The organism is Thermococcus sp. (genome assembly GCF_027011145.1).
Taxonomy (GTDB): domain Archaea; phylum Methanobacteriota_B; class Thermococci; order Thermococcales; family Thermococcaceae; genus Thermococcus.
In genome coordinates, this window is sequence record NZ_JALVAO010000030.1 from 1 (window position 1) to 19452 (window position 19452).

Consider the following 19452-nt stretch of genomic DNA (forward strand, 5'->3'; position numbering starts at 1 on the left):
TTCCCTGTGCAGTTTCGGGCCTCAGGTAGCCCTTCTGGTCGCCGTAGGGACCTATTCTCGTCTCGAACATGAGGTTGAAGTACCATACATCGCTCAGTTCCCCACCGCACTCCGGACAGCGGATGTTGTGCTCCCTGATGAGCCTGGTCAGTTCTTCGGCTGAGAGACCCTCCACGTCCATTCCAAGGGCCTCTTCAACGAGGTGGTCGGCCCTAAAGCGCGCACCACACTTTTTACACTCGACTAGCGGGTCAACGAACTTCTCGACGTGACCGCTCGCTATAAAGACCTTCTCGGGCGTTATATCTGGGGTTTCAACCTCAAAAAAGCCCTCCCTCTGAAAGGCCTCCCTGATTTTCTGCTCGATTTTCCTCTTTATCGTCGCTCCAAGAGGGCCGTAGTCATAGAATCCACGTGAACCGCCGTAGATTTCAAAGCTCCCCCAGGCGAAGCCCCTTCGCCTCATCAAATCCTGAAGAATCTCGTATTTGTCGGGTTTCTCTCCCATGTCCTACCACCTGAGATTTGAGCGGGGAAGTTTCATAAAAATGTTTTGGACGTTGGAAATGAATATAAGGAAACAAGAAAGAATTTCGACTTCACCCCATGGAAATGCGGAACTCAACCCAGTCTTCTCCTGTATAATGCCAGTACCACCCGGGTTCCCACCAGCTTGGAGGTTTTGCGTAGAGGACACCGTAGTGCTCTCTCCACACTTTTGCCCCAACATCCCACTCCCTAAATCTCAGAGTTGCTCCAGGTTCTATTTGATACGTAGCCATTCCCACGGCTTTATCAGGTGCAATCTTATGCACCCACTTTGCGAGCTCCTGAGAATAGTCGCTCTCATCGTAAACTTGGACGTCTGGGATCGTATAACTCCACGACTGAGATGCACTTACTTGTGACCCATCATCTCCTGCGGAAACACCTATTGAAACTCCAACCGTTGTTGTTCCAGATGTTGTAGTGGGGGAATAATCCGAGAGGAAGCCGTTTGGGTTGTAGTAGTTGGCCTTTATCCAAGTGTACATCTTGGCCGTTCTCCAATCCGACCATCCAAGCTCTTTACCCGGAACAGATTGTTGTCTTACATGCACATCATACCAGTCGTACTGGGATGAGCCATCGTTCATGAGCTTGTAATAGATCGTCCTTACGTTTAACCTTCCGTACGGTTTCCAGCTGTCTCCTGTTGTGAAATCAAGCTGGCTCTGATAAGACCAATATGCTCCGGATGAGAGAGGCTCCACTCCAAGTTTGAAAGTCCCTGCGTTGGGTTTGATATTTTTGACTGCCCACTCATACGCTTCCTTAAGGGCATTGGAAACTGAATCGATTGATACGAACTCTCTGCTTTGGAGTATTCCATTGTGGGAATAGACTACATAACCATAAACTGTTGCATGGTTAATTTTTCCATTTGGTCCCTGACCAGCTACAAGCTCTGCAAAAAACTGTCCCTTGAAAGTTCCGTTGATGATACTTGGATTTCCAATCACTATCACTGGAATCCCAGAGAGGATTTCCATTTTAACGAGCTGTTTGAGGCTTGGATTGTTTTCGACATAAGAGCTCTCAACAATAAGGATATGCGGAGCTCTGATATTTTGAGTGGGATTTGCTCTCATTGTCTTTACAAAGTACTTGGGTATATCGCTACCAACGTAGTAGACAGGAACCGTGTTGTTAATCTTTCCTCTAAGGTTTGTGGACTTGATGTTTCCGTTCGTTGGATACGCTGAGACAACAAAAAGACTACCAACCAAAACTCCGAGTATAAACCATACCACTTTTTGACGCATCCGACCCCCCCAAAGGGTTGTCATTTAAAGAAACGATATTATAGTATTTAATCTTTTCGCTCTCTCAAAATTAATGAGTGATGGAAATATGCATTGAACCAAAATTACTAATTAAAATTTAACTTTATATAGGATATCCCATAAGTCCCCTATCCAGAGTGCAACAACATAGCTGACACCCAAGAAAGGTCTTTCTCTCTGTTATTTTGGGGAAAGAGTTATAAACCGTTCCCGTCGTTTAGGCTATGAGCTTTGATTGTTTGGAGGTGCGTGAAAATGGCGGAAAGACCACTCGACGTTATTCACAAGTCCCTTGATAAGGACGTGCTCGTGCTCCTCAAGAGGGGTGGCGAGTTCAGGGGCAGGCTCATCGGTTACGACATCCACCTGAACGTTGTCCTCGCCGATGCTTCCCTTATGCAGGACGGCGAGGAGGTTAAGAAGTACGGTAAAATCGTCATCAGGGGAGACAACGTCCTGGCCATCTCCCCGGTCGAGATAGAGTGAGCTTAGCGGGGTGATACAATGGGAGCTGGAACCGCGCCGAAGGGAAAGCGCAACAGGACCCCAACCCACATCAGGTGCAGGCGCTGTGGTAGGAGAGCCTTCAACGTCAAGAAGGGCTACTGCGCCGCGTGTGGCTTCGGCAGGAGCAGGAGAATGAGGAAGTACAGCTGGAGCCACAAGTGGAAGAAGAAGAGGAACCTCTCCTACTGAGCTTCTTTTCTTTTCCGCTTTTGTCGCTGTTTAGATGTTTTTGGAGTCCAACAGACCACAAACCTTATTAGATGAAACGCTCTTTTACCCGTTCAGAGGGACATCTTAATGAGGCTCAACGAGACCCAGCGGAGGATATGGCAACTTGCGTGGCCAGCAATCCTGGCCAACATCTCTCAGACCCTGCTCAACCTAGTGGACACCCTGATGGTCGGTCACGTGAGTGCACTGGCAATAGGGGCGGTGGGTCTCGGCGGGCAGGTAAGCTGGTTCATGTTCCCGATAATGATGTCAGTCTCCGTCGGAACGCTGGCCCTTGTTGCGCGCGCCGTTGGCGCAAAGGATTTCAAGAGGGCGGAGCTGGTCCTCGAGCAGAGCCTTTATCTCGCCTTCCTACTCGGCATTCCGGTTCTGCTCTTTGGCTGGTTCCTGGGTGATGACGTCCTCAGGATAATGGGTGCCAAGGGCGAGCTTCTGAGCCTTGCATACGCATACCTTAAGGTTGTCTTCCTCTTCTACCCCGTTCGCTTCGTTGTCTTTACGATAAACTCCGCCCTCAGAGGTGCGGGTGATACAAAGACGCCGATGAAGGTCGGCATTCTGATGAACGTTTTCAATGCCGTCTTTGATTACCTTCTCATCTACGGGAAGTTGGGCTTTCCAAAGCTCGGTGCGGTTGGAGCCGCTTGGGCATCGGGAATCGGCATCACCTCTGCCTTCATCGTTCTGATTGCTTTACTCGTCTCCAACAGGCTTGTCCTCAAGTTTGAACCCAGCTGGCGCTTTGACACCTCGATTGTGGAGAAAATAGTCCGCATCGGAACCCCTACGCTCGTCGAGAGGAGCCTCTTCAGCTTCTACAACTTCCTCTACATGAGCATCGTCACGCGCTTCGGGGACGTTGCCCTGGCCGCGCATCAGATAGGCCTCAGAATTGAGAGCATCGCCTACATGCCGGCCTTCGGCTTCAACGTGGCAACCTCGGCGTTGGTCGGCCAGAACCTCGGGGCCAACAGACCGGATGAAGCTGAGAAAACCGTTTACGAGGCCCTTAAAATGGCGGGGCTCTTCATGGGTGTGATGGGCGCAATACTGGTCCTCTTCCCCCGCTATCTGGTCATGCCCTTCCTAAACCCCAGCGACCCCAACTACTCAGAAGTCCTCCGCCTTGCCCGAATCTACCTCATAATAGTCGGAATCAGCGAGGTTCCGCTCGGCTGGGTGTTCGTTCTGAGCGGTGCCCTTAGAGGGGCTGGCGACACAAAAAGCCCGATGTACGTTACTGCAATAAGCAAGCTCCTCTTCAGGATAATCCCGGCGTATCTACTCGGGTTCGGCTTCTCATTTGGCCCCATAACCTTCAAGGGTCTTGGCGTTGTAGCGGCTTGGATAGCCATGAGCCTTGAGACCTTCACGAGCGCCCTGATGTACTGGTGGATTTTCAGGAAAGGAAAGTGGAAGTACGTGAAGGTGTGACAAAACCGTTTGTATTTGCGTTTTTGGCCTCTGCCAAGCGCCGTCCCTTGGAGCGGAACTGAGCACCTGCGGAAGAAAACAGGGAAAAATAACGGAAAAGCTCGGCGTTGATGTTGTATATCTCTAAAGCGCCGAGACGTGGAAGACCGCCTCCATGAGCCTGCCGAATAGGTAGCTCAGGAACGCCGCGCCGAGGCCAGTGGCCACCATCTCCGCGACCTTCTTCCTCACCGAGATTCCCGAAAGGAGCGAAATTAGAGTAGCCACTATGGCAAGTGCCGAACCGGCCAGCAGAACCGAAAATACAAGGGCAGTCAGGGAATTCGAGGCCAGGAAATAGGGCGTTACGGGAAAGACAACGCCGAGTAGATACGAGAGCCCCGTGTAGAGGGACGCACGGACCTCGTTTTCTTCGGTCTCCGGGAGAAGAAGTCTCTTGACGGCATCGGGATTCGTCTTGAGTTTCTCAGCTATCTCCTCGGCTATCTCTTCGGGCAGTCCGCCCTCGGTGAGCTTTTCCTTGAGCTCTTCGACTGTTTTCTCGGGGGAAACCTCGAAGAGGACTTCCATCCTCGAGCGAATCGATTCCTTCACCTGTCTCTGGGAGCGAACCGAAACGAAGGTTCCAATCGCCATTGAGAGCGCCCCTGCAACGCCGACGACCAGACCGCTAACACCTACGATTTGGGGGTTGTTCGGATACACGGCGGAAAGGCCGGTAACAGCGCCCAGAAGTTCGACGAGGCCGTCGTTCATTCCAAGGACAAGGTCCCTGATGTTCTCGACGTGGAAGGCCTTCTCCTCCTCGCGGAAGAACTTCTCGTGCTCTATCTCATCCAGTATTACCCTCCTGAGCGTTTCCCTTTCCTCGGCGCTTAGCTCCGTGGAGTATTCCGTCAGAAACCTGAAGTACTTCTCTATTGCGCTGTTCTCACCCATCTCAAGGAGTGACGCCACTGAACCGGGCCCGAGGACTTTTCTGAGGAGCTTAACGCCCCAGAGGGTAAGCCTGCTTATCCCTGGCTTCGGAGGTTTCTCGTTTCTTTTTTCCAGGAATGACTTCCAGAACTCGGCGTGCCATGCCTCCAGCTCTGCAAGTCTCTCGAACTCCTTTCTGATTTTCTCGTTTCTCTCCCACTCGGCGAGCTTTTTATAGAGCATGGCATCGGTCCACTCGTCCAGATAAAAGCGTTTTGCCAGTTTAATCGCTTCCGAGGACATCGAGTACCACCTCGAAAGGTGCGTTGGTCTTTACGGAGGTTGGCGAGAAGTGCGTCCTGCTGGCTGAATAGCCAAGCTCTTCAAGTCTCTCAATGACGGTTGAAACCTTTACAGCCTGCAGGCCGTTCCTCCTTGCCAGAGCGTGGGTGTCGTAGTGGAAGGGAACGTCAAGTTCCTTGGAGAGTAGCTCGAGGAAGGGCTTTGTCTTCTTATGTGCCGGCTCAAAGTTTTCAAGCTCCTTGGAGAGCGCCTCCATGAAGGCTCCTTCCTTCAGAGGGCCAAGCCACAGCGGGCCATATGCATTGGGTCTCTCGGGGAGGAAAGTCCGTTCGTAGCTGAACCGCCCGCTTTCCTCCTGCCACAGGTATCCGAGCTGGGAGAGGCTCTTCTCGGCCTTCCTGGCACCGCTTTTGAACCTGAGGAACGCCCTGAAGTAGTGGTCGCGGTAATAGGCGAGGAGAACCTCGACGCCTAGGTCGTACTTTGCCGCGTATCTGACAACGGTCCCCACAAGGATTCTCAAGCCTGCCTCGTGGCAGAGTTCGCCCCTAATGGGCCTCGCGAGGTAGTTCTTGAGGCATGCCTTTGCATATGCACCGCAGAGAACACCGGTATCGGTTGCCGTAACCGCTAAAACACCCCTCCTTCTGACGCTCCTCAGGGCCGTGTCAAGGAACTCCATCGGCGAGCCGAAGGGGTCTAAGTCAAGAAAGTCGAAGTAGCGGAAGTTCTCGGCCATCAACCTGTTGGCATCGCCCCTGTTGATTACAATCAGCTTCTCCCCCCAGAGGTAGGCCCTGTCGCCTTCCTCGTAGAGCTCTCCCTCGAAGTTTAGGCCAACGTTCTGCTTCATGAGGCTGTAGGCTTCTTCGCTTATGTCGTTGAGCCAGACCTCTTCAGCGGGACTTTCAAGGGCGTAGCGGATTCCCCTTATGCCCGTGGCTGAGAGGGCATCCAGAACTCTCTTAGGCCTGAGAATCCTGGCGACGAGAACGCTCACGTCCCTGTTGAGCGCCATAACGGGGTTGTAAAAGACCGGAGCGTCGTAAATTCTCTCGGCCTTTGGAACTAGAAACCTTGCCGAACCTTCCCTTCTCTCGACGAGCTCCATTCTCTCACCCACAAAGAAAAGGGTGGGGAGGCTTTAAAGGTTTCAGAGAATCTCGACGTAGTCACCGAGGGCCTGGCCAGGTAAACCGGGCTTGAAGACGGCCTTGACCTCACCGCGATTTCCGTGGGTCCTGATGACCTTTCCGAACATCTTCCTGCCAGTTGGCGTCCTCCAGACGACCTTTCTGCCGATTAAGCGCGCCGCACTTCCCCTGTCGTCTATGCCGAGGGGTTTTAGAATCATCCTGTGGTTGTCCTGGTGCTCATGAGAACCCGCGTAGGAGAGGACGATAGCTTTCACCCTCGCCATCGCCCTCACCTGGGCTTATTTGGAGGGGGGATTTTTAAGTTTTATCGCCCAGGAACTCGCTCAGCCCATCGTCTATCTCAAGGACTTCCCTGATGGATTTTATCTTCACGAAGTTAACCCTATCGAAGAGCAGGGGAACGTCGCTTTTGTAGGGCGATGCCTTCTGAACTAAAAGCGTGTTCTCGTCGAGGATGTAGGTAAAGCGCGCCGGACTGTCGTCAATCCAGACGAATGGCTCCTCGGGATAGAGCTCCCTGAGGGTCTCGAACTTGTGGAGCATGTCCTTCGTGCCCTTGAAGGTCACGACATCGTCGAATTCATCGTACCAGTTGGTCTTCTTGAGGAATATCACCTTACCTCCTGGATATGTGTGTTCTCCCGAGAAGCTTATCACTTTCCTGCCCCTTTTTCTCAGCTCCCTAACGACGTGTCTTGCGAAGGGAAAATCCTTGATGTACTTGGGCATGAGCTTGTAGTACTCGTGAATCGTCCCCTGTGCAACGAGCTCGTGGATTACGCCGAGGTGCTGGTAGGTCAGTTTTCCCTTGATGAAGAGAAAGAGGGCCTTGTAGTACTCATCGTAGAGGTCGCTCTCTATCACCGCCGGAATCGTCTTCTCAATCGCTATTCTGAGCGCTTTCTCAACGGCGCCGGTGCTATCAACGAGCGTTCCATCGAAGTCAAAGAGGTAAACCGTCATTACTAACACCTGTTCAAGCTTCTACTCAGGGGTATATATCGTTTCCGAAACCGTTTTATCCTTCCTTTCGATTTAACTCTCCCCGGTGGTGGCAATGAGGATTGAAAAGCTGAAGGAATACATCGCCGAAAAGGAACTCGACGGCGTGATAATAACCCATAAGCCAAACCTCTACTACTTCACAGGTTCAGCCCCAGTTCTCGGGGGTTATCTGCTCGTTACTGCCGATGAGGAGCTTTTCTTCGTCCCCCAGCTGGAATACGAAGAGGCCAAAGAGAGCTCTCGTGTACCAGTTGAAGCATTCAAGCGCGGGCCCGAGCTCTTTGAAAAGCTTAAGGCCTTCAACTTGAAAAAGCTCGGAATCGAGGGAAGAACGGCCTACTCAACGGTTCAGAGCTACCGCGAGAAGCTCGGCGTTGAGGAGTTCGTCATCGTTGACGAAGTCATAAAGGAGCTCAGGATGGTGAAGACGAGGGAAGAACTTGAGGTCATCCAGAAGGCCTGTGAGATAGCCGACCAGGCTATGTTAGTGGCGATAGAGGAGATAAGCGAGGGCAAGCGCGAGAGGGAGATAGCGGCGAAGATGGAATACGTTATGAAGATGAACGGTGCTGAAAAGCCTGCCTTTGACACGATAATAGCGAGTGGCTGGCGCTCGGCATTACCTCACGGCATAGCGAGCGACAAGAGGATTGAGAGGGGAGAGCTGGTCGTTATAGACGAAGGCGCCCTCTACAACCACTACAACTCCGACACGACGAGGACGATAGTCGTTGGCAGTCCAAACGAGAAGCAGAAGGACATCTATCAGGCGGTCCTTGAGGCCCAGATTAAGGGAGTTGAGATGGCGAGGCCCGGCATCACCGCCAAGGAGCTTGACACCATCGTGAGGGACGTTATCAAGGAGTACGGCTACGGCGATTATTTCATCCACTCAACGGGACACGGCGTTGGCCTTGAGATACACGAGTGGCCAGGCGTGAACCAGAGCGACGAGACTGTTCTGAAGCCGGGTATGGTGATTACGATAGAGCCCGGCATTTACATCCCCAAGTTCGGCGGTGTCAGGATAGAGGACACGGTGGTGATAACAGAGAACGGAGCAAAGAGACTCACGAAAACCGAGAGGGAACTCATTTAGCTCCTATCATCGCCATTATTTTTCTGTGGAGCTGTTTTATCAGCTCCCTCCTGTCCTCCATGAGAACAACGTCGCTCGAGCCTATAGCTTCGAGGTTGAAGGCGAAGGGGCTCGGCACGCTGTGGGTTTCGAAGACGACCTTTATCCTTCCCTCCTTAACCCAGCTCAGGAAGAGCTCGGCGCTCTCAACGTCCATCTTGTCCTCCATAATCTCGCGGTATACCTCCTTAAGGAGCGGAAAGTCCGGATAGTTCTCCTTCAAAACCTTGAGTAGCGCGACTGCCATGACCTGCTGTCTTCCGAGGCGCTTGCTTCTCCCAACGTAGCGCCTTAGGATTAGCAACCCGCGGTTGGCCACGTGGCGGAAGCGCCTCTTCAACAGCTCGGTGTTGTCGAGGGCCAGCTTTAACGTCTCCCTTAAATCCTCGAGGTGGAAAAGCTCCCTCACCTCATCCTCACTCAGCTTGACATCCGGTGGGAGGAGCAAAGCGAAGCCGTTGTCGTTTATCGCTATCCCGACGTTGCAGTTCTTCCTCTTGCTCACCAAGTAGGCGAAGGCCCTGCTGAGTGCGTCATTGGCGCGCCTTCCGATGAGCGTGTGGAAGAAGTAGCGGTTTCTCCTCTCCCCCGGCACGAACTCGACCAGAACGGTCCCGTCGTCGGGGATTACCGAGTACCTCGCCTGCTCGCGGAAGTAAGCTACGATTGCCCTCGCCGCTTTTTCGTCTATGCCGTACTTTCTCATGAGCCTTCTAACCGCGTCCCTCCTACCGAGAAGACCCTTGACCTCTCTTCTAAACCTCTGTATGTCGAGGGCCAAATCAAAGCTCAGAGGGAGCATCTCGGAGAACCATGCCGGAATTGTGGGTTTCGCTCCCTCGCGCGGGATAACGTATATCTTGTTTCCCCGGCTCTTGACGAACTCGTAGGTTCTGCCAGCCAAGACGAAGATGTCGCCGGGCATTAACCTCTCCGCGAACTCCTCCTCAACCGTCCCGATGAGCTTCTTGTCCATGGTGTAAACGCGAATTTTAGCCTCATCTGGAATCGTGCCGACGTTCATGTAGTAGATGGCCCTAGTCATCTTACCGCGCCTTCCAAAGCGCCCATTTTCGAGCCATATCTTGGCGTAGACTTTTCTCTCCTCAAGGCCCGTATATTCGCCGGCAAGGTACTTCAAAACGCTCATGAAGTCCTCGAAGGGTAGCCCGTGGAAGGAATAAGCGCGCCTCACGACGCGGTAGGCTTCCTCAACCTCCCAGACCCTGTTGATGGCCATTCCGAGGAGGTGTTGAACGAGAACGTCGAGCGGGTTTTTGGGTATCTTAACCCTGTCAAGCCTTCTGTTCCTTGAGTTGTGCGCCAAAACCGTAACCTCGACGAGGTCATCTCTATCGAGGGCAAGGATAACGCCTTTACTGACCTCGTGGAGCCTGTGGCCGGCCCTTCCAATCCTCTGTAACGCGCGATTCACGCTCTTCGGTGAGCCTATGAGGACAACGAGGTCAATCGTTCCGATATCCAGACCTAACTCAAGGCTTGTTGAGCTGATTACCGCGCGGAGCTCCCCTTTCTTCAGCTTCTCCTCGACGTCAAGGCGAACCTCCCTGGACAGCGAAGAGTGGTGGGCCTCGATTAATCCCTCGAACTCGGGATAGAGCTTCTTCAGGTTGAAGGCAACTCTCTCGGCACCGCTCCTCGTGTTGGTGAAGATGAGCGTTGTTCGGTGAGCTTTTATCAGCTCGGCAAGTCGTTTGTAAAGGGCCTCGCTCAGAACGCTTGCCGGGGTGTAGATTAAGTCCTCCACAACGCTCTCGACCTTTATCTCGGTCTCCTTGGCGAAGCTGACATCAACTATAAGACCGGGCCTCGGGTTTCCCTCGTCGTCAAAGCCGAAGACGAACTTGGCTATCTCCTCAAGCGGGTGTATAGTAGCGCTCAGGCCTATCCTCACGAAGTCATTATCGGCTATCTCCTGGAGCCTCTCGACGCTTAACGCGAGGTGTGAACCGCGCTTGTTCTCAGCCAATGCGTGAACCTCGTCTATTATGAGGTACTTCACAGTCTTCAACCTCTCGCGGAACTTGGGGGCGTTTAGAGCTATTGCTAGGCTTTCTGGTGTCGTTATGAGTATATGAGGAGGTTTTTTCACCATCTTGCTCTTCTCGTAGCTCGAAGTATCGCTCGTCCTTATTCCAACACGAATCTCGGGCAAATCGTAGCCGAGCTCCTTTGCCACTTCCTTGATTTCGGCCAAAGGTCCCTCGAGGTTGCGCTTTATATCGTTGTTGAGAGCTCGAAGAGGGGAGACGTAAAGAACGTAGATTTTATCCTCGAGCTTCCCCTCCTTGCCGAGGAGAATCAGCTCGTTTATGGCCGAGAGGAAAGCGGAAAGCGTTTTTCCGGAACCTGTCGGGGAAGAAATAAGCACGTTCTCGCCCCTATGTATCTCCAAAACGGCGTAACGCTGTGGTGGGGTGAATGTTCCGAACTTCCGCTTAAACCACTCCCTAACCGGCTCGCTCAGGATTGAGAATATCTCCTCGTCGCTGTATTCCCTCTCGGCCCACCTTATCCTTTCCCCGGCCATCGGGCCATCGTCTTTCTTTTCGGTTTTTAAACTATTCGGTTGGTTAAGCAAACTTTTTAAGTCATTTTCACGAACTCATTTCGGTGGGAGAATGAAGGTAAGGGAAAAGCTTGAGAAAGTTCTCAAGGAGTTCAACAGGCTTCACGGTAGCGAGGCCAACGCCAGAATCCTTAAGATGGAGGGAGATGAGGTTATAATCGAGTTCGAGGGCTCGTTCTGCGCGACCTGCGGGCTTTACGACTACTTCGACGACATCAAATGGGAAGCGATGGACTTCGGCCTTGAGCTTGAACCTGTGGAGGTTCTTGAGGCCGAGGAAGACGACTTCGAGCATGGGAGGTACGTCGTAAGATACCGCCTCGGAAGAAGCCCGTCTTAACTTTGAGCGCTAAGGATTAAAACCCCTTTTCAGAGTTTCCTTCATGAACCCGCTAACGCTGGCCCTGGCAGTAATCCTCCTTTGGGACGGCTACTTCTTCTTCAATTACATAATTAGCCTTTTCAGGAATTACAGAATTAGGGAATGGGGGCCGAGGGTTTCAATCATAATCCCGGCCTACAACGAGGGTAGGAGGGTTCTAAGGGCCATAGAATCGGCCCTGGCGCAGGATTACCCGGACTTTGAGGTCATTGTTGTCGATGACGGAAGCGATGACGACACCTTCCAGGTTGCCTCCTCCATTGAGAGCCCCCGGCTGAGGGTTTATCGGAAGGAGCACGGTGGAAAGGCGAAAGCCCTGAACTTTGGCCTTTCAAAGGCTTCCGGCGAGGTGATAGTCACGACGGACGCTGACAGTTACCTCGAACCGGAAGCCGTCAGGGAGCTCGTGAGGAGGTTCTACTCCGATGAAATTCTGGCCGTTGGCGGTCAGGTCAGGGTGATGGGGAGTTCTTTCCTCGAAAGGGCACAGGACGCGGAGCATTTGAGGATAGCGATGTTCCGCAGGGCGAAGGAGCTCGAGGATTTGAGCCTCGCGCCAGGCCCGATAGCGGCCTTCAGGAGATATGCTCTGGAAAAAATTGGGGGCTTCGTAGAGGACATCGTTGAGGATTACGCAACCACCAAAGCCCTCAAGGAAATTGGAAGGGTCGTTTACGCTCCAAGGGCAAAAACTTGGGTTGAGATGCCCAAATCGTTGGGAGTCCTGTGGAGGCAGAGGAAGCGCTGGTTTCTGGGGGATTTGAAAAACCTCGGCGGGGGATTCACCAAGGATTGGGCATTCCTCCTGCTCGGTGACCTCGTAGCGTTTCTGGACGTACTCGTTCCCCCGCTCCTGCTCATTCTGGGGTTCTGGGAGTTTTTTCTCCTCTGGTGGGCTTTCGAGACCGTTACCATGCTCGTTCCAACTTTCGTCGAAGGTGGAAGACTTTCAAACGCCCTCCTCTTCCCTCTAATCGTCTGGTTCTGGGCTCTGTTTTATCTCTCGCTTCACATCTACGGCTACTTTAAGTTCCTCTTGGAAAACTCCAGTGTGCCACAACGCTTTTAAGGGCGAAACCCTTTTAAAATGTCCAACTCTGTACTACATAGACTATATAGACTATAGAGGGAGGGAGATGCTGGAGGTCATAGCGACTGCCATCTTCATGGCATGGGCCGTTGGAGCAAACGACAGTGCAAAGGCAGTAGGAACCGCCGTCGGCTCCGGGATAGTGGGTTTTAAGCGGGCAGTGCTCATAATAGCCGTCTTTACCACCCTCGGTGCCGTCATAGGTCACTCTGCGGTTTCAGGGACAATAACAGGGTTAGCGAGCGGACTCCTTCCGGGGGAAGTTGCCCTGGCCCTCTTTAGCGCTGCTTCCGCCGTTACAATAGCGAGTCTCTGGGGCAGGCCAATCTCAACGACTCAGTCCATAATAGGCGCTCTCATAGGCTCATCTCTCGCCCTCGGCCTTCCAGTTGACTGGTGGACCATCGGTAAAATTATCTCCGCCTGGTTCTTCTCGCCAGTCTTCGCCTCCTTCCTGGCGATAGCGATATACAAGCTTTACAAACCCCTGCTGAGGAGAATAAAGTGCCTCAAAAACCTTGAACTGACCCAGAAGTGGCTCGTCTTCCTTGCATCGGCATACTCGGCCTTCAACCTCGGAACGAACGAGGTCTCAAACGTGATAGGCCTGGCTAAGGCGGGCGGTATGTCAGACCCCAACGCCTTCCTGGCCCTCGTCATGGCACTCGGAACCCTCACCTTCAGCTACGAGGTCATGATGACCATAGGGAGGGACATAGCCCCCCTCGGGCCGACTTCGGCCTTCTCAAGTCAGTTTGGTGCATCCATAGCTGTGAGCGTCGCGAACCTCTTCGGTCTACCCGTGAGTTCTGGGCAGGCAATCGTAGGGGCCATAAGCGGTCTGAGCGCCTACAAGGGGGAAAGGGTAAACAAAAAGCTCCTGGTTGACATCGTGAAGAGCTGGGTGAGGGCACCCCTTTTTGCGGGCCTTCTGGCGTTTCTCCTGATTAAGCTCTTCTCGGCAGGCTTTTAAGTTGAAGGGAGAGCTCCCTTAGAGGTGAGAGCATGGAGTTCAGGTTCGAGGTTAAGGCCAGAGACGCCGCTGGAAGAATAGGAAAGCTGACCGTTAACGGAAAGACCATAGAAACCCCCGCAATAATGCCCGTCGTCAATCCAAAACAGCTTATCGTAACGCCAAAGGAACTCAAGGAGATGGGCTTCGGGATTATCATCACGAACTCCTACATCATCTACAAGACACCTGAGCTCAGGGAGAAGGCCCTTGATATGGGCATTCATAAACTGCTCGACTACGATGGCATAATAGAGGTTGACTCCGGCAGTTTCCAGCTCATGCGCTATGGAGGGGTAGAGGTCACGAACCGCGAAATAGTCCAGTTCCAGCAGGCAATAGGCGTCGACATAGGGACTTTCCTCGACATACCAACTCCACCCGATGTGCCGAGAGAGAAGGCCGAGGAGGACTTGAGGATAACTCTGGAGAGGGCAAGGGAAGCGGAGGAGATAAAGGAGATAGCGATGAACGCGGCCGTTCAGGGTTCGACCTACCCAGAGCTAAGAACATATGCCGCCAAAAGGCTGAGCGAGATGAACTTCGAAATCCATCCAATCGGTGCGGTAGTTCCGCTGATGGAGAGCTACCGCTACAGAGACCTCGTTGACGTGGTTATTGCCTCGAAGCTCGGCCTCAGACCGGACAGGCCGGTCCACCTATTCGGGGCTGGGCACCCGATGATATTCGCTTTGGCCGTTGCCATGGGAATAGACCTCTTCGATTCGGCAAGCTACGCCCTCTATGCCAAAGACGACCGCTACCTAACGCCAGAGGGCACGAAAAGGCTTGATGAACTTGAGTACTTCCCGTGCTCCTGTCCGGTTTGTAGCCGCTACACGCCTCAGGAACTCAGGGAGATGCCGAAGGAAGAGAGGACGAGGCTTTTGGCAATCCACAACCTCTGGGTCATACGTGAGGAGCTCAACAGGGTAAAGCAGGCGATAAAGGAGGGAACTCTGTGGGAGCTGGTTGATGAAAGGGCAAGGAGTCACCCGAAGCTCTACTCGGCCTACAAGCGTTTGCTCGAATACAGGGACTACCTCGAGAAGAACGAGCCGGTAACCAAAGCCAGCGCCTTCTTCAAGGTCAGCGAGGAATCCCTGAGGTGGCCCACAGCCGTTAGGGCCAGAGAACGGGCGGAGCGTGTAAAGAGAAAATTCCCGGAAACGGTGAGGCACCCGATTTTCGGTGAGATTCCAAAGTACCTCAGCTTAAGCTACCCCTTCGCCCAGAGCGAGGGCGAGGAGGACTTTACCATAGAGAAGCCTGGAAAGGGGGAGGCCAAAAAATACGTCATGGCCATAGCGGAATACCAGTTCGGTGAAGGAGCCGGAGAGGCCTTCAGAGATGCATTCGTCGAGCTTTCGAGAAAGACGGGCATGCCGAGGCAGATTAAAGCCAAGGGCAAGCACTTAGCGACGTTCAGGGCCGAGGACGGCTTATTAACACTCGGAATAGAAGGTGCCAAGAGGCTCCACGAGGTTCTTCCGTTCCCGAGGATGCGTGTCGTTGTGAACAGCGACGCCGAGCCCTTCGCGAGAAAGGGGAAGAACGTTTTCGCGAAGTTTGTAGTCGATGCCGACCCGGGAATAAGGCCCTACGATGAGGTATTGGTGGTGAACGAGAGGGACGAGTTGCTCGCAACGGGACAGACGCTCTTAAACGGCGAGGAGCTGAAGGTTTTCCAGAGCGGATTGGCAGTGAAGGTGAGGAGGGGAGTTGAGAAGTAGAAAATTTTATAACTCCATTCTTTTTTCCTATTTCAGGCGGGCCCGTGGTCTAGATGGTCATGACGCCACCCTTACAAGGTGGAGGTCCGGGGTTCGAATCCCCGCGGGCCCACCACAACAGCCCTTGCTTCGCAAGCGCTGGCGGAAAAGTAAGTGCTTTTTGGAATTTGAAGTCTTCTGGGTGGGTTTCTAATTTATTTACTCCTTGCAGAGTGTTTCACTCTAAAACGGCGTCCTTCGGACGCCAATAACAAAGTTGAAACTACTTGGAAAGGCTTTGTTTGGTGTTAAACCCCGTTTGAACTTGCCCTCGGTTAGTGCACAACTGGTTTTTTGCTCTTTTGGCGGGAAGGGCATTCTTTGGTCAAACTTTGCACTGCAAAGTTTGCTCGCCTGCGCGAAGTTTGACCAAGGTTCGTGATTCCTTTCCGAGAGACAATTTTTAGAGTGTTTGCACTTTTAGAAGGCTTTTAAATTGGGAATTTGCTCTTAAAAGTTCAGTGAAGTGTGGTTTTGCTTATTAAAAGCGCTCCTCTGGAGCGCGGGGAAATGTAAAACCCGACAGAAATGCTCCTCAATAAGAAATTCCAGGCCTTAACTGGCCTTCTGAGAATGCAAACTCTCAGGGAGAGGCACTCAAAAGAACCACGAACTTTGATGAAACTTTGCCAAGCAAAGTTTCAGCGCTGGCGGAAGAGTAAGTGCCTTTTTGAGAATTAGTCGGTTCTGAAATGGGTTTTCATTTACTCGCTCCTTTATGAGTGTTTCTCTCTGGAGAAGCACCCGAAGGACGCTGATTAAAGTTGAAACTGCTAAAAGGGAAACTACTCTAACGTGATTCTGGCATCTTCTATGAAAACTTCCAACGGACTTTAGTACTAGCGAAAAAATTAAAAATAAATACCCAAACACTCTCCGGTTAAAATGAAAAGGATACATGCTATAGTTACCCTTATGGCACTTGCACTGATAATGTCTTCGTTCAGTTCGCTGGTCAGCGCTCAAACCGTCTGGAGAGATGGTGAGCAGTTCAAGGTTGTAAATTCTAATCAGGTTGTTCTCTTCAATATCAGCAACGTTTCAATTTCCGTCCCAAATGACGCTAAGGACATCAACGTGACAATTCACGCCCGTTTCCGCCTGTTACATGCTCCCGATATCGTTAATGTTAGGGCATTTGTGTGCAAGGTGAACAGCAACAACGTTGTATTCACCCTCTCTTCTTCGGGCTCCAAGAGGGTAATACTCAAAGCTCATATGGAACCCAATCAGATAAGTAGCTGGAACGTTACCTTTTGCCCCGGGGATATTTGCTCCAACGTCCTTGATGTTAACTTTACGCTGGTGAACGTTTCGCCGATTGATGATGCTGTAAAAATCTCAAACGCATATGTAGTTCTATCCAACCGCTCGTCTTCTTTGGAGGTGCTCATACCAACTCGTGACTTTGTAGGGGTGACTGTTGTTTACAGAAGGGAGAACATCACATTCAGGAGCGAAGTAAAGAACATATCCTCTCAGAATCCCCCTCAAGAGAACAATAACTCTAACTCTCTTTGGGCTGGAATTATCGGCGTAGGGATTCTCCTCGCGATTTTGATACCGACTGTAGCGTTTCTCTTTTCTGAAGGTGACCTAGAGGGGAGGAGAAGGATTGCCTGGCGGAGTTTATTAGCCTCCTCTATCTCAGTTGGGGTTGTTCTAATTATCATACGACTCATTTCTTGGAATTTAGACCTATTAGAATGTTTGTTATTATGTACTATTATCGCTCTAATTATTACTATTATATGGAGGAACAATTTGAACCGTGACACCAGAGCGTCGCTCATCAGATCTGCTTTTGTTTCCATAGTTGTCATTGTTAATATCGCAATTCTATTAACGCTTGAAATTGGAAGGCAAGATTTCCTCGCTCTTTTGTTTATTTACTCCGTTTTTGGGGTACCATTAACGTTTTCAATAATACGTGGTGATAATGGATTTGGATTAGGTGTCCTTGTCACAATCGTTATACTAATTGTAAGTTTAGTGCTAGTCTTATGGGGGCTCTTTCGGTCTCATGTATGGATATCGGTTGGTCTCTCAATCCTTGTAGTTTTTGGATATGCGGTAATTTTCATCCAGATAGAGCTGAAGAGAATATTCATGACTCAAATGACTACTTTGAGTGAGGACTTAATTAATTTAAATACTCGTCTTAGTTTACCTGAAGTAAACAGGCCTATAGGCAGGTTTATAAACATAATTACACAAGCTATCGATGAGCTAGATACATTTTTCGACATCCTCGCTGGTGGGGTTATAACTGCGGGAAGCACTGTACTCGCGCTTTCATTTTCATCTGCATTATTAGGGAGTGAAAATTTTGACTGGATGGATGTAATCCAAAAAGCTATAGGCTCTATATTTATCTTCTACATCGGAATTTTGATTCTTTCCATATTCCTGCTCAGGGCAGACGATGTTTTAAGACAGGCTCGCTTTCAACCCCCGCGTCTAACCCTCCAAAACGCCATCGCAATGCTCTTAATTGTGCTGGGACTTGGGGGATTCTCTATTTTGGGTGTTAATTTTGGAATGGAAAATGGGAATCCTGATTTAGGAGTCTTGTGGAACTGAGCACTGAGAAATATTCCACAACGCCTTATGCCATGTTTGGTGTTTATCATTGAAGGAATTGTAGGTGCAGTTATATTAGCTTTCTTTAATGGCAGAAACCAATAAAAAAAGGAGAGTACACGAGAGCAAACCATATTCCGCCAGCGCTTGCTTTGTAAGGGCTCATGGATACAACCTGCTCGGCGTCCTCGGGAAGAGCGTGGCCCAGCGGACGTGGTCGAGATTGAGAACCCATGCGACAAGCCTCTCCAGCCCGAGGCCGAAACCGCTGTGCGGGACTGAACCGTACTTCCGGAGGTCGAGATACCACTCGTAGTCCTTTGGATCCATTCCCTCCTCGAGGATTCTCTGAACGAGCTTTTCATAGCTGTCCTCACGCTGGGAACCGCCGATAATCTCACCGTAGCCTTCAGGTGCAAGCATATCAGCGGCCAAAACCTTTCTAGGATCGGTTGGATCTTCCTTCATGTAGAAGGCCTTGATGCCCTTCGGATAGCCGTAGACGAAGAAGGGGCTCTCGAACTCTTCTGTCAAAACCCTCTCTTCATCTGCCCCCATGTCCTCGCCCCATTCTATGTCTACTCCCTTGCTCTGGAGTATCTCTATGGCCTCGTCGTAGCTTATCCTTGGAAACGGCGGAACCGCGTTCTTGAGTGTCGTTAAGTCCTTCCTGAAGGTCTCAATCTCGCTCCTCCTGAGCTCGAGCGTTCTCTGCACCATGTAGCTTACGAGTTCCTCCTCGACCTTCATGATGTCCCAGAGGTCCATCCAGGCCGCTTCAAGTTCAAGGTGCCAGAACTCGGTGAGGTGTCTCCTAGTTCTGCTCTTTTCGGCCCTGAAGCTCGGCGTGAGTGACCAGACCTTTTCAAGGCCGAAGATTGCCGCCTCAAGGTAGAGCTGTGCCGACTGGCTGAGGTAAGCTGTTTTGTCGAAGTACTTGAGCTTGAACAGGGTTGAACCGCCCTCAACAGCTCCAGTAACGAGTATCGGCGGAAAGACCTCGTACCAGCCGTCCTGAAGGAGCCACTCTCTGGCCGCCTGAACGAGGGTCGCTTTAACCTTCATTATGCTCGCTACCTTCGGCGAGCGGAGGTGGAGGTGCCTGACGTCAAGGAGGAATTCCGGACTGGCGTCTTTTGTTATCGGGAAGAAGTCAACGTTCTGGATTACCTCCAGCTTGTCGGCCTGAACTTCTGCACCAGTAGGAGCGCGCGGGTCGGCCTTTACCGTTCCCTCGATGATTACGCTCGATTCTATGCCGAGCTTCTTCGCTTCCCTGTAGGCTTCTTCGTTCAGGTCCTTTGAAAAGACGACCTGGACAATTCCGCTTGAGTCCCTCAGCACTATGAAGACCTTCTTTCCGACTTCCCTCTTTCTGTAAACCCAGCCTGCGAGTTTGACCCTCTTTCCTTCCATTTCGGGCTTAACATCGGCGCAGTAAACCTTATCAATCACCATTATCACCTCCAAAAGCTTTCCCCACGAGTTTATAACGCTAACCCAA

16 protein-coding genes, 1 tRNA gene and 1 pseudogene are annotated in these 19452 nt (G+C 51.6%); 10 read left to right on the forward strand and 8 right to left on the reverse strand.

Going from position 1 to position 19452, the window contains the following annotated elements; translation table 11 throughout:
• Window positions 1-508: pseudogene (locus MVG27_RS02815) on the reverse strand (glycine--tRNA ligase); the annotation flags it as partial.
• Window positions 509-599: 91 nt separating this feature from the next.
• On the reverse strand, window positions 600-1805 hold the full coding sequence (locus MVG27_RS02820; RefSeq protein ID WP_297548266.1) for a hypothetical protein: 1206 nt from the start codon (window positions 1803-1805) through the stop codon (window positions 600-602).
• A 276-nt stretch (window positions 1806-2081) separates the two neighbouring features.
• On the opposite strand from MVG27_RS02820, the gene MVG27_RS02825 reads away from it, so the two are divergent.
• The 3 genes from MVG27_RS02825 to MVG27_RS02835 all read left to right on the forward strand — a co-directional run bounded on the left by MVG27_RS02825 (window position 2082) and on the right by MVG27_RS02835 (window position 3998).
• On the forward strand, window positions 2082-2312 hold the full coding sequence (locus tag MVG27_RS02825) for an LSm family protein (RefSeq protein WP_297470938.1): 231 nt from the start codon (window positions 2082-2084) through the stop codon (window positions 2310-2312).
• Window positions 2313-2330: 18 nt separating this feature from the next.
• Window positions 2331-2522 (forward strand): 50S ribosomal protein L37e, encoded by a 192-nt coding sequence (locus tag MVG27_RS02830; RefSeq protein ID WP_015859350.1) that lies wholly within the window; start codon window positions 2331-2333, stop codon window positions 2520-2522.
• A 108-nt stretch (window positions 2523-2630) separates the two neighbouring features.
• On the forward strand, window positions 2631-3998 hold the full coding sequence (locus MVG27_RS02835; RefSeq protein ID WP_297548264.1) for an MATE family efflux transporter: 1368 nt from the start codon (window positions 2631-2633) through the stop codon (window positions 3996-3998).
• Between the two features lie 123 nt (window positions 3999-4121).
• On the opposite strand, the gene MVG27_RS02840 is transcribed toward MVG27_RS02835, so the two are convergent.
• The 4 genes from MVG27_RS02840 to MVG27_RS02855 are packed head-to-tail and all read right to left on the reverse strand — an operon-like array spanning window position 4122 to window position 7339.
• Window positions 4122-5219, reverse strand: coding sequence for a VIT1/CCC1 family protein (locus tag MVG27_RS02840; protein ID WP_297548262.1), 1098 nt, complete (start codon window positions 5217-5219; stop codon window positions 4122-4124).
• Window positions 5200-6330 (reverse strand): tRNA (guanine(10)-N(2))-dimethyltransferase, encoded by a 1131-nt coding sequence (locus tag MVG27_RS02845; protein ID WP_297556139.1) that lies wholly within the window; start codon window positions 6328-6330, stop codon window positions 5200-5202. Before MVG27_RS02845 ends, MVG27_RS02840 begins: the two co-directional genes overlap by 20 nt.
• A 42-nt stretch (window positions 6331-6372) precedes the next feature.
• Window positions 6373-6639, reverse strand: a complete 267-nt coding sequence (locus MVG27_RS02850) for a 50S ribosomal protein L35ae (protein ID WP_297548276.1) — start codon at window positions 6637-6639, stop codon at window positions 6373-6375.
• 34 nt (window positions 6640-6673) lie between these two features.
• On the reverse strand, window positions 6674-7339 hold the full coding sequence (locus tag MVG27_RS02855; protein ID WP_297548274.1) for an HAD family hydrolase: 666 nt from the start codon (window positions 7337-7339) through the stop codon (window positions 6674-6676).
• Between the two features lie 88 nt (window positions 7340-7427).
• Between MVG27_RS02855 and pepQ the strand changes: the two genes are divergently transcribed.
• Window positions 7428-8480 (forward strand): Xaa-Pro dipeptidase PepQ, encoded by a 1053-nt coding sequence (pepQ, locus tag MVG27_RS02860; RefSeq protein WP_297548272.1) that lies wholly within the window; start codon window positions 7428-7430, stop codon window positions 8478-8480.
• Here the strand turns inward: pepQ and MVG27_RS02865 are convergent.
• Window positions 8473-11070 carry an ATP-dependent helicase gene (locus MVG27_RS02865; RefSeq protein WP_297548260.1) on the reverse strand — a complete coding sequence of 866 codons (2598 nt, stop codon included), beginning with the start codon at window positions 11068-11070 and terminating at the stop codon, window positions 8473-8475. The genes pepQ and MVG27_RS02865 overlap by 8 nt on opposite strands.
• Window positions 11071-11161: 91 nt before the next feature.
• On the opposite strand from MVG27_RS02865, the gene MVG27_RS02870 reads away from it, so the two are divergent.
• The 6 genes from MVG27_RS02870 (at window position 11162) to MVG27_RS02895 (ending at window position 17948) form a co-directional block, all read left to right on the forward strand.
• Entirely contained in the window at window positions 11162-11449 is a 288-nt protein-coding gene (locus MVG27_RS02870) for a hypothetical protein (protein ID WP_297548258.1), read from the forward strand.
• A 43-nt stretch (window positions 11450-11492) separates the two neighbouring features.
• Window positions 11493-12560 (forward strand): glycosyltransferase, encoded by a 1068-nt coding sequence (locus MVG27_RS02875; protein ID WP_297548256.1) that lies wholly within the window; start codon window positions 11493-11495, stop codon window positions 12558-12560.
• A gap of 67 nt (window positions 12561-12627) precedes the next feature.
• Window positions 12628-13554: an inorganic phosphate transporter gene (locus tag MVG27_RS02880; protein ID WP_297548254.1), complete on the forward strand. Its 927-nt coding sequence runs from the start codon at window positions 12628-12630 to the stop codon at window positions 13552-13554.
• Window positions 13555-13586: 32 nt separating this feature from the next.
• Entirely contained in the window at window positions 13587-15326 is a 1740-nt protein-coding gene (tgtA, locus tag MVG27_RS02885; protein ID WP_297556137.1) for a tRNA guanosine(15) transglycosylase TgtA, read from the forward strand.
• A 38-nt stretch (window positions 15327-15364) separates the two neighbouring features.
• Window positions 15365-15441 (forward strand) — tRNA-Val (locus tag MVG27_RS02890).
• An 809-nt stretch (window positions 15442-16250) separates the two neighbouring features.
• Window positions 16251-17948: a hypothetical protein gene (locus MVG27_RS02895; RefSeq protein WP_297556138.1), complete on the forward strand. Its 1698-nt coding sequence runs from the start codon at window positions 16251-16253 to the stop codon at window positions 17946-17948.
• Window positions 17949-18110: 162 nt separating this feature from the next.
• Here the strand turns inward: MVG27_RS02895 and asnS are convergent, their stop codons facing one another.
• Window positions 18111-19403: an asparagine--tRNA ligase gene (gene asnS / locus MVG27_RS02900; RefSeq protein WP_297549248.1), complete on the reverse strand. Its 1293-nt coding sequence runs from the start codon at window positions 19401-19403 to the stop codon at window positions 18111-18113.
• Window positions 19404-19452 lie beyond the last annotated feature (49 nt).

What these genes read in the sequence shown, in the direction of transcription:
- MVG27_RS02820 (WP_297548266.1), bottom strand. Translation starts at nt 1,805, where the DNA reads ATGCGTCAAAAAGTGGTATGGTTTATACTCGGAGTTTTGGTTGGTAGT.
- MVG27_RS02840 (WP_297548262.1), bottom strand. Translation starts at nt 5,219, where the DNA reads ATGTCCTCGGAAGCGATTAAACTGGCAAAACGCTTTTATCTGGACGAG.
- MVG27_RS02835 (WP_297548264.1), top strand. Translation starts at nt 2,631, where the DNA reads ATGAGGCTCAACGAGACCCAGCGGAGGATATGGCAACTTGCGTGGCCA.
- MVG27_RS02875 (WP_297548256.1), top strand. Translation starts at nt 11,493, where the DNA reads ATGAACCCGCTAACGCTGGCCCTGGCAGTAATCCTCCTTTGGGACGGC.
- MVG27_RS02830 (WP_015859350.1), top strand. Translation starts at nt 2,331, where the DNA reads ATGGGAGCTGGAACCGCGCCGAAGGGAAAGCGCAACAGGACCCCAACC.
- tgtA (WP_297556137.1), top strand. Translation starts at nt 13,587, where the DNA reads ATGGAGTTCAGGTTCGAGGTTAAGGCCAGAGACGCCGCTGGAAGAATA.
- MVG27_RS02855 (WP_297548274.1), bottom strand. Translation starts at nt 7,339, where the DNA reads ATGACGGTTTACCTCTTTGACTTCGATGGAACGCTCGTTGATAGCACC.
- MVG27_RS02865 (WP_297548260.1), bottom strand. Translation starts at nt 11,070, where the DNA reads ATGGCCGGGGAAAGGATAAGGTGGGCCGAGAGGGAATACAGCGACGAG.
- MVG27_RS02850 (WP_297548276.1), bottom strand. Translation starts at nt 6,639, where the DNA reads ATGGCGAGGGTGAAAGCTATCGTCCTCTCCTACGCGGGTTCTCATGAG.
- MVG27_RS02895 (WP_297556138.1), top strand. Translation starts at nt 16,251, where the DNA reads ATGAAAAGGATACATGCTATAGTTACCCTTATGGCACTTGCACTGATA.
- MVG27_RS02825 (WP_297470938.1), top strand. Translation starts at nt 2,082, where the DNA reads ATGGCGGAAAGACCACTCGACGTTATTCACAAGTCCCTTGATAAGGAC.
- MVG27_RS02880 (WP_297548254.1), top strand. Translation starts at nt 12,628, where the DNA reads ATGCTGGAGGTCATAGCGACTGCCATCTTCATGGCATGGGCCGTTGGA.
- MVG27_RS02845 (WP_297556139.1), bottom strand. Translation starts at nt 6,330, where the DNA reads ATGGAGCTCGTCGAGAGAAGGGAAGGTTCGGCAAGGTTTCTAGTTCCA.
- MVG27_RS02870 (WP_297548258.1), top strand. Translation starts at nt 11,162, where the DNA reads ATGAAGGTAAGGGAAAAGCTTGAGAAAGTTCTCAAGGAGTTCAACAGG.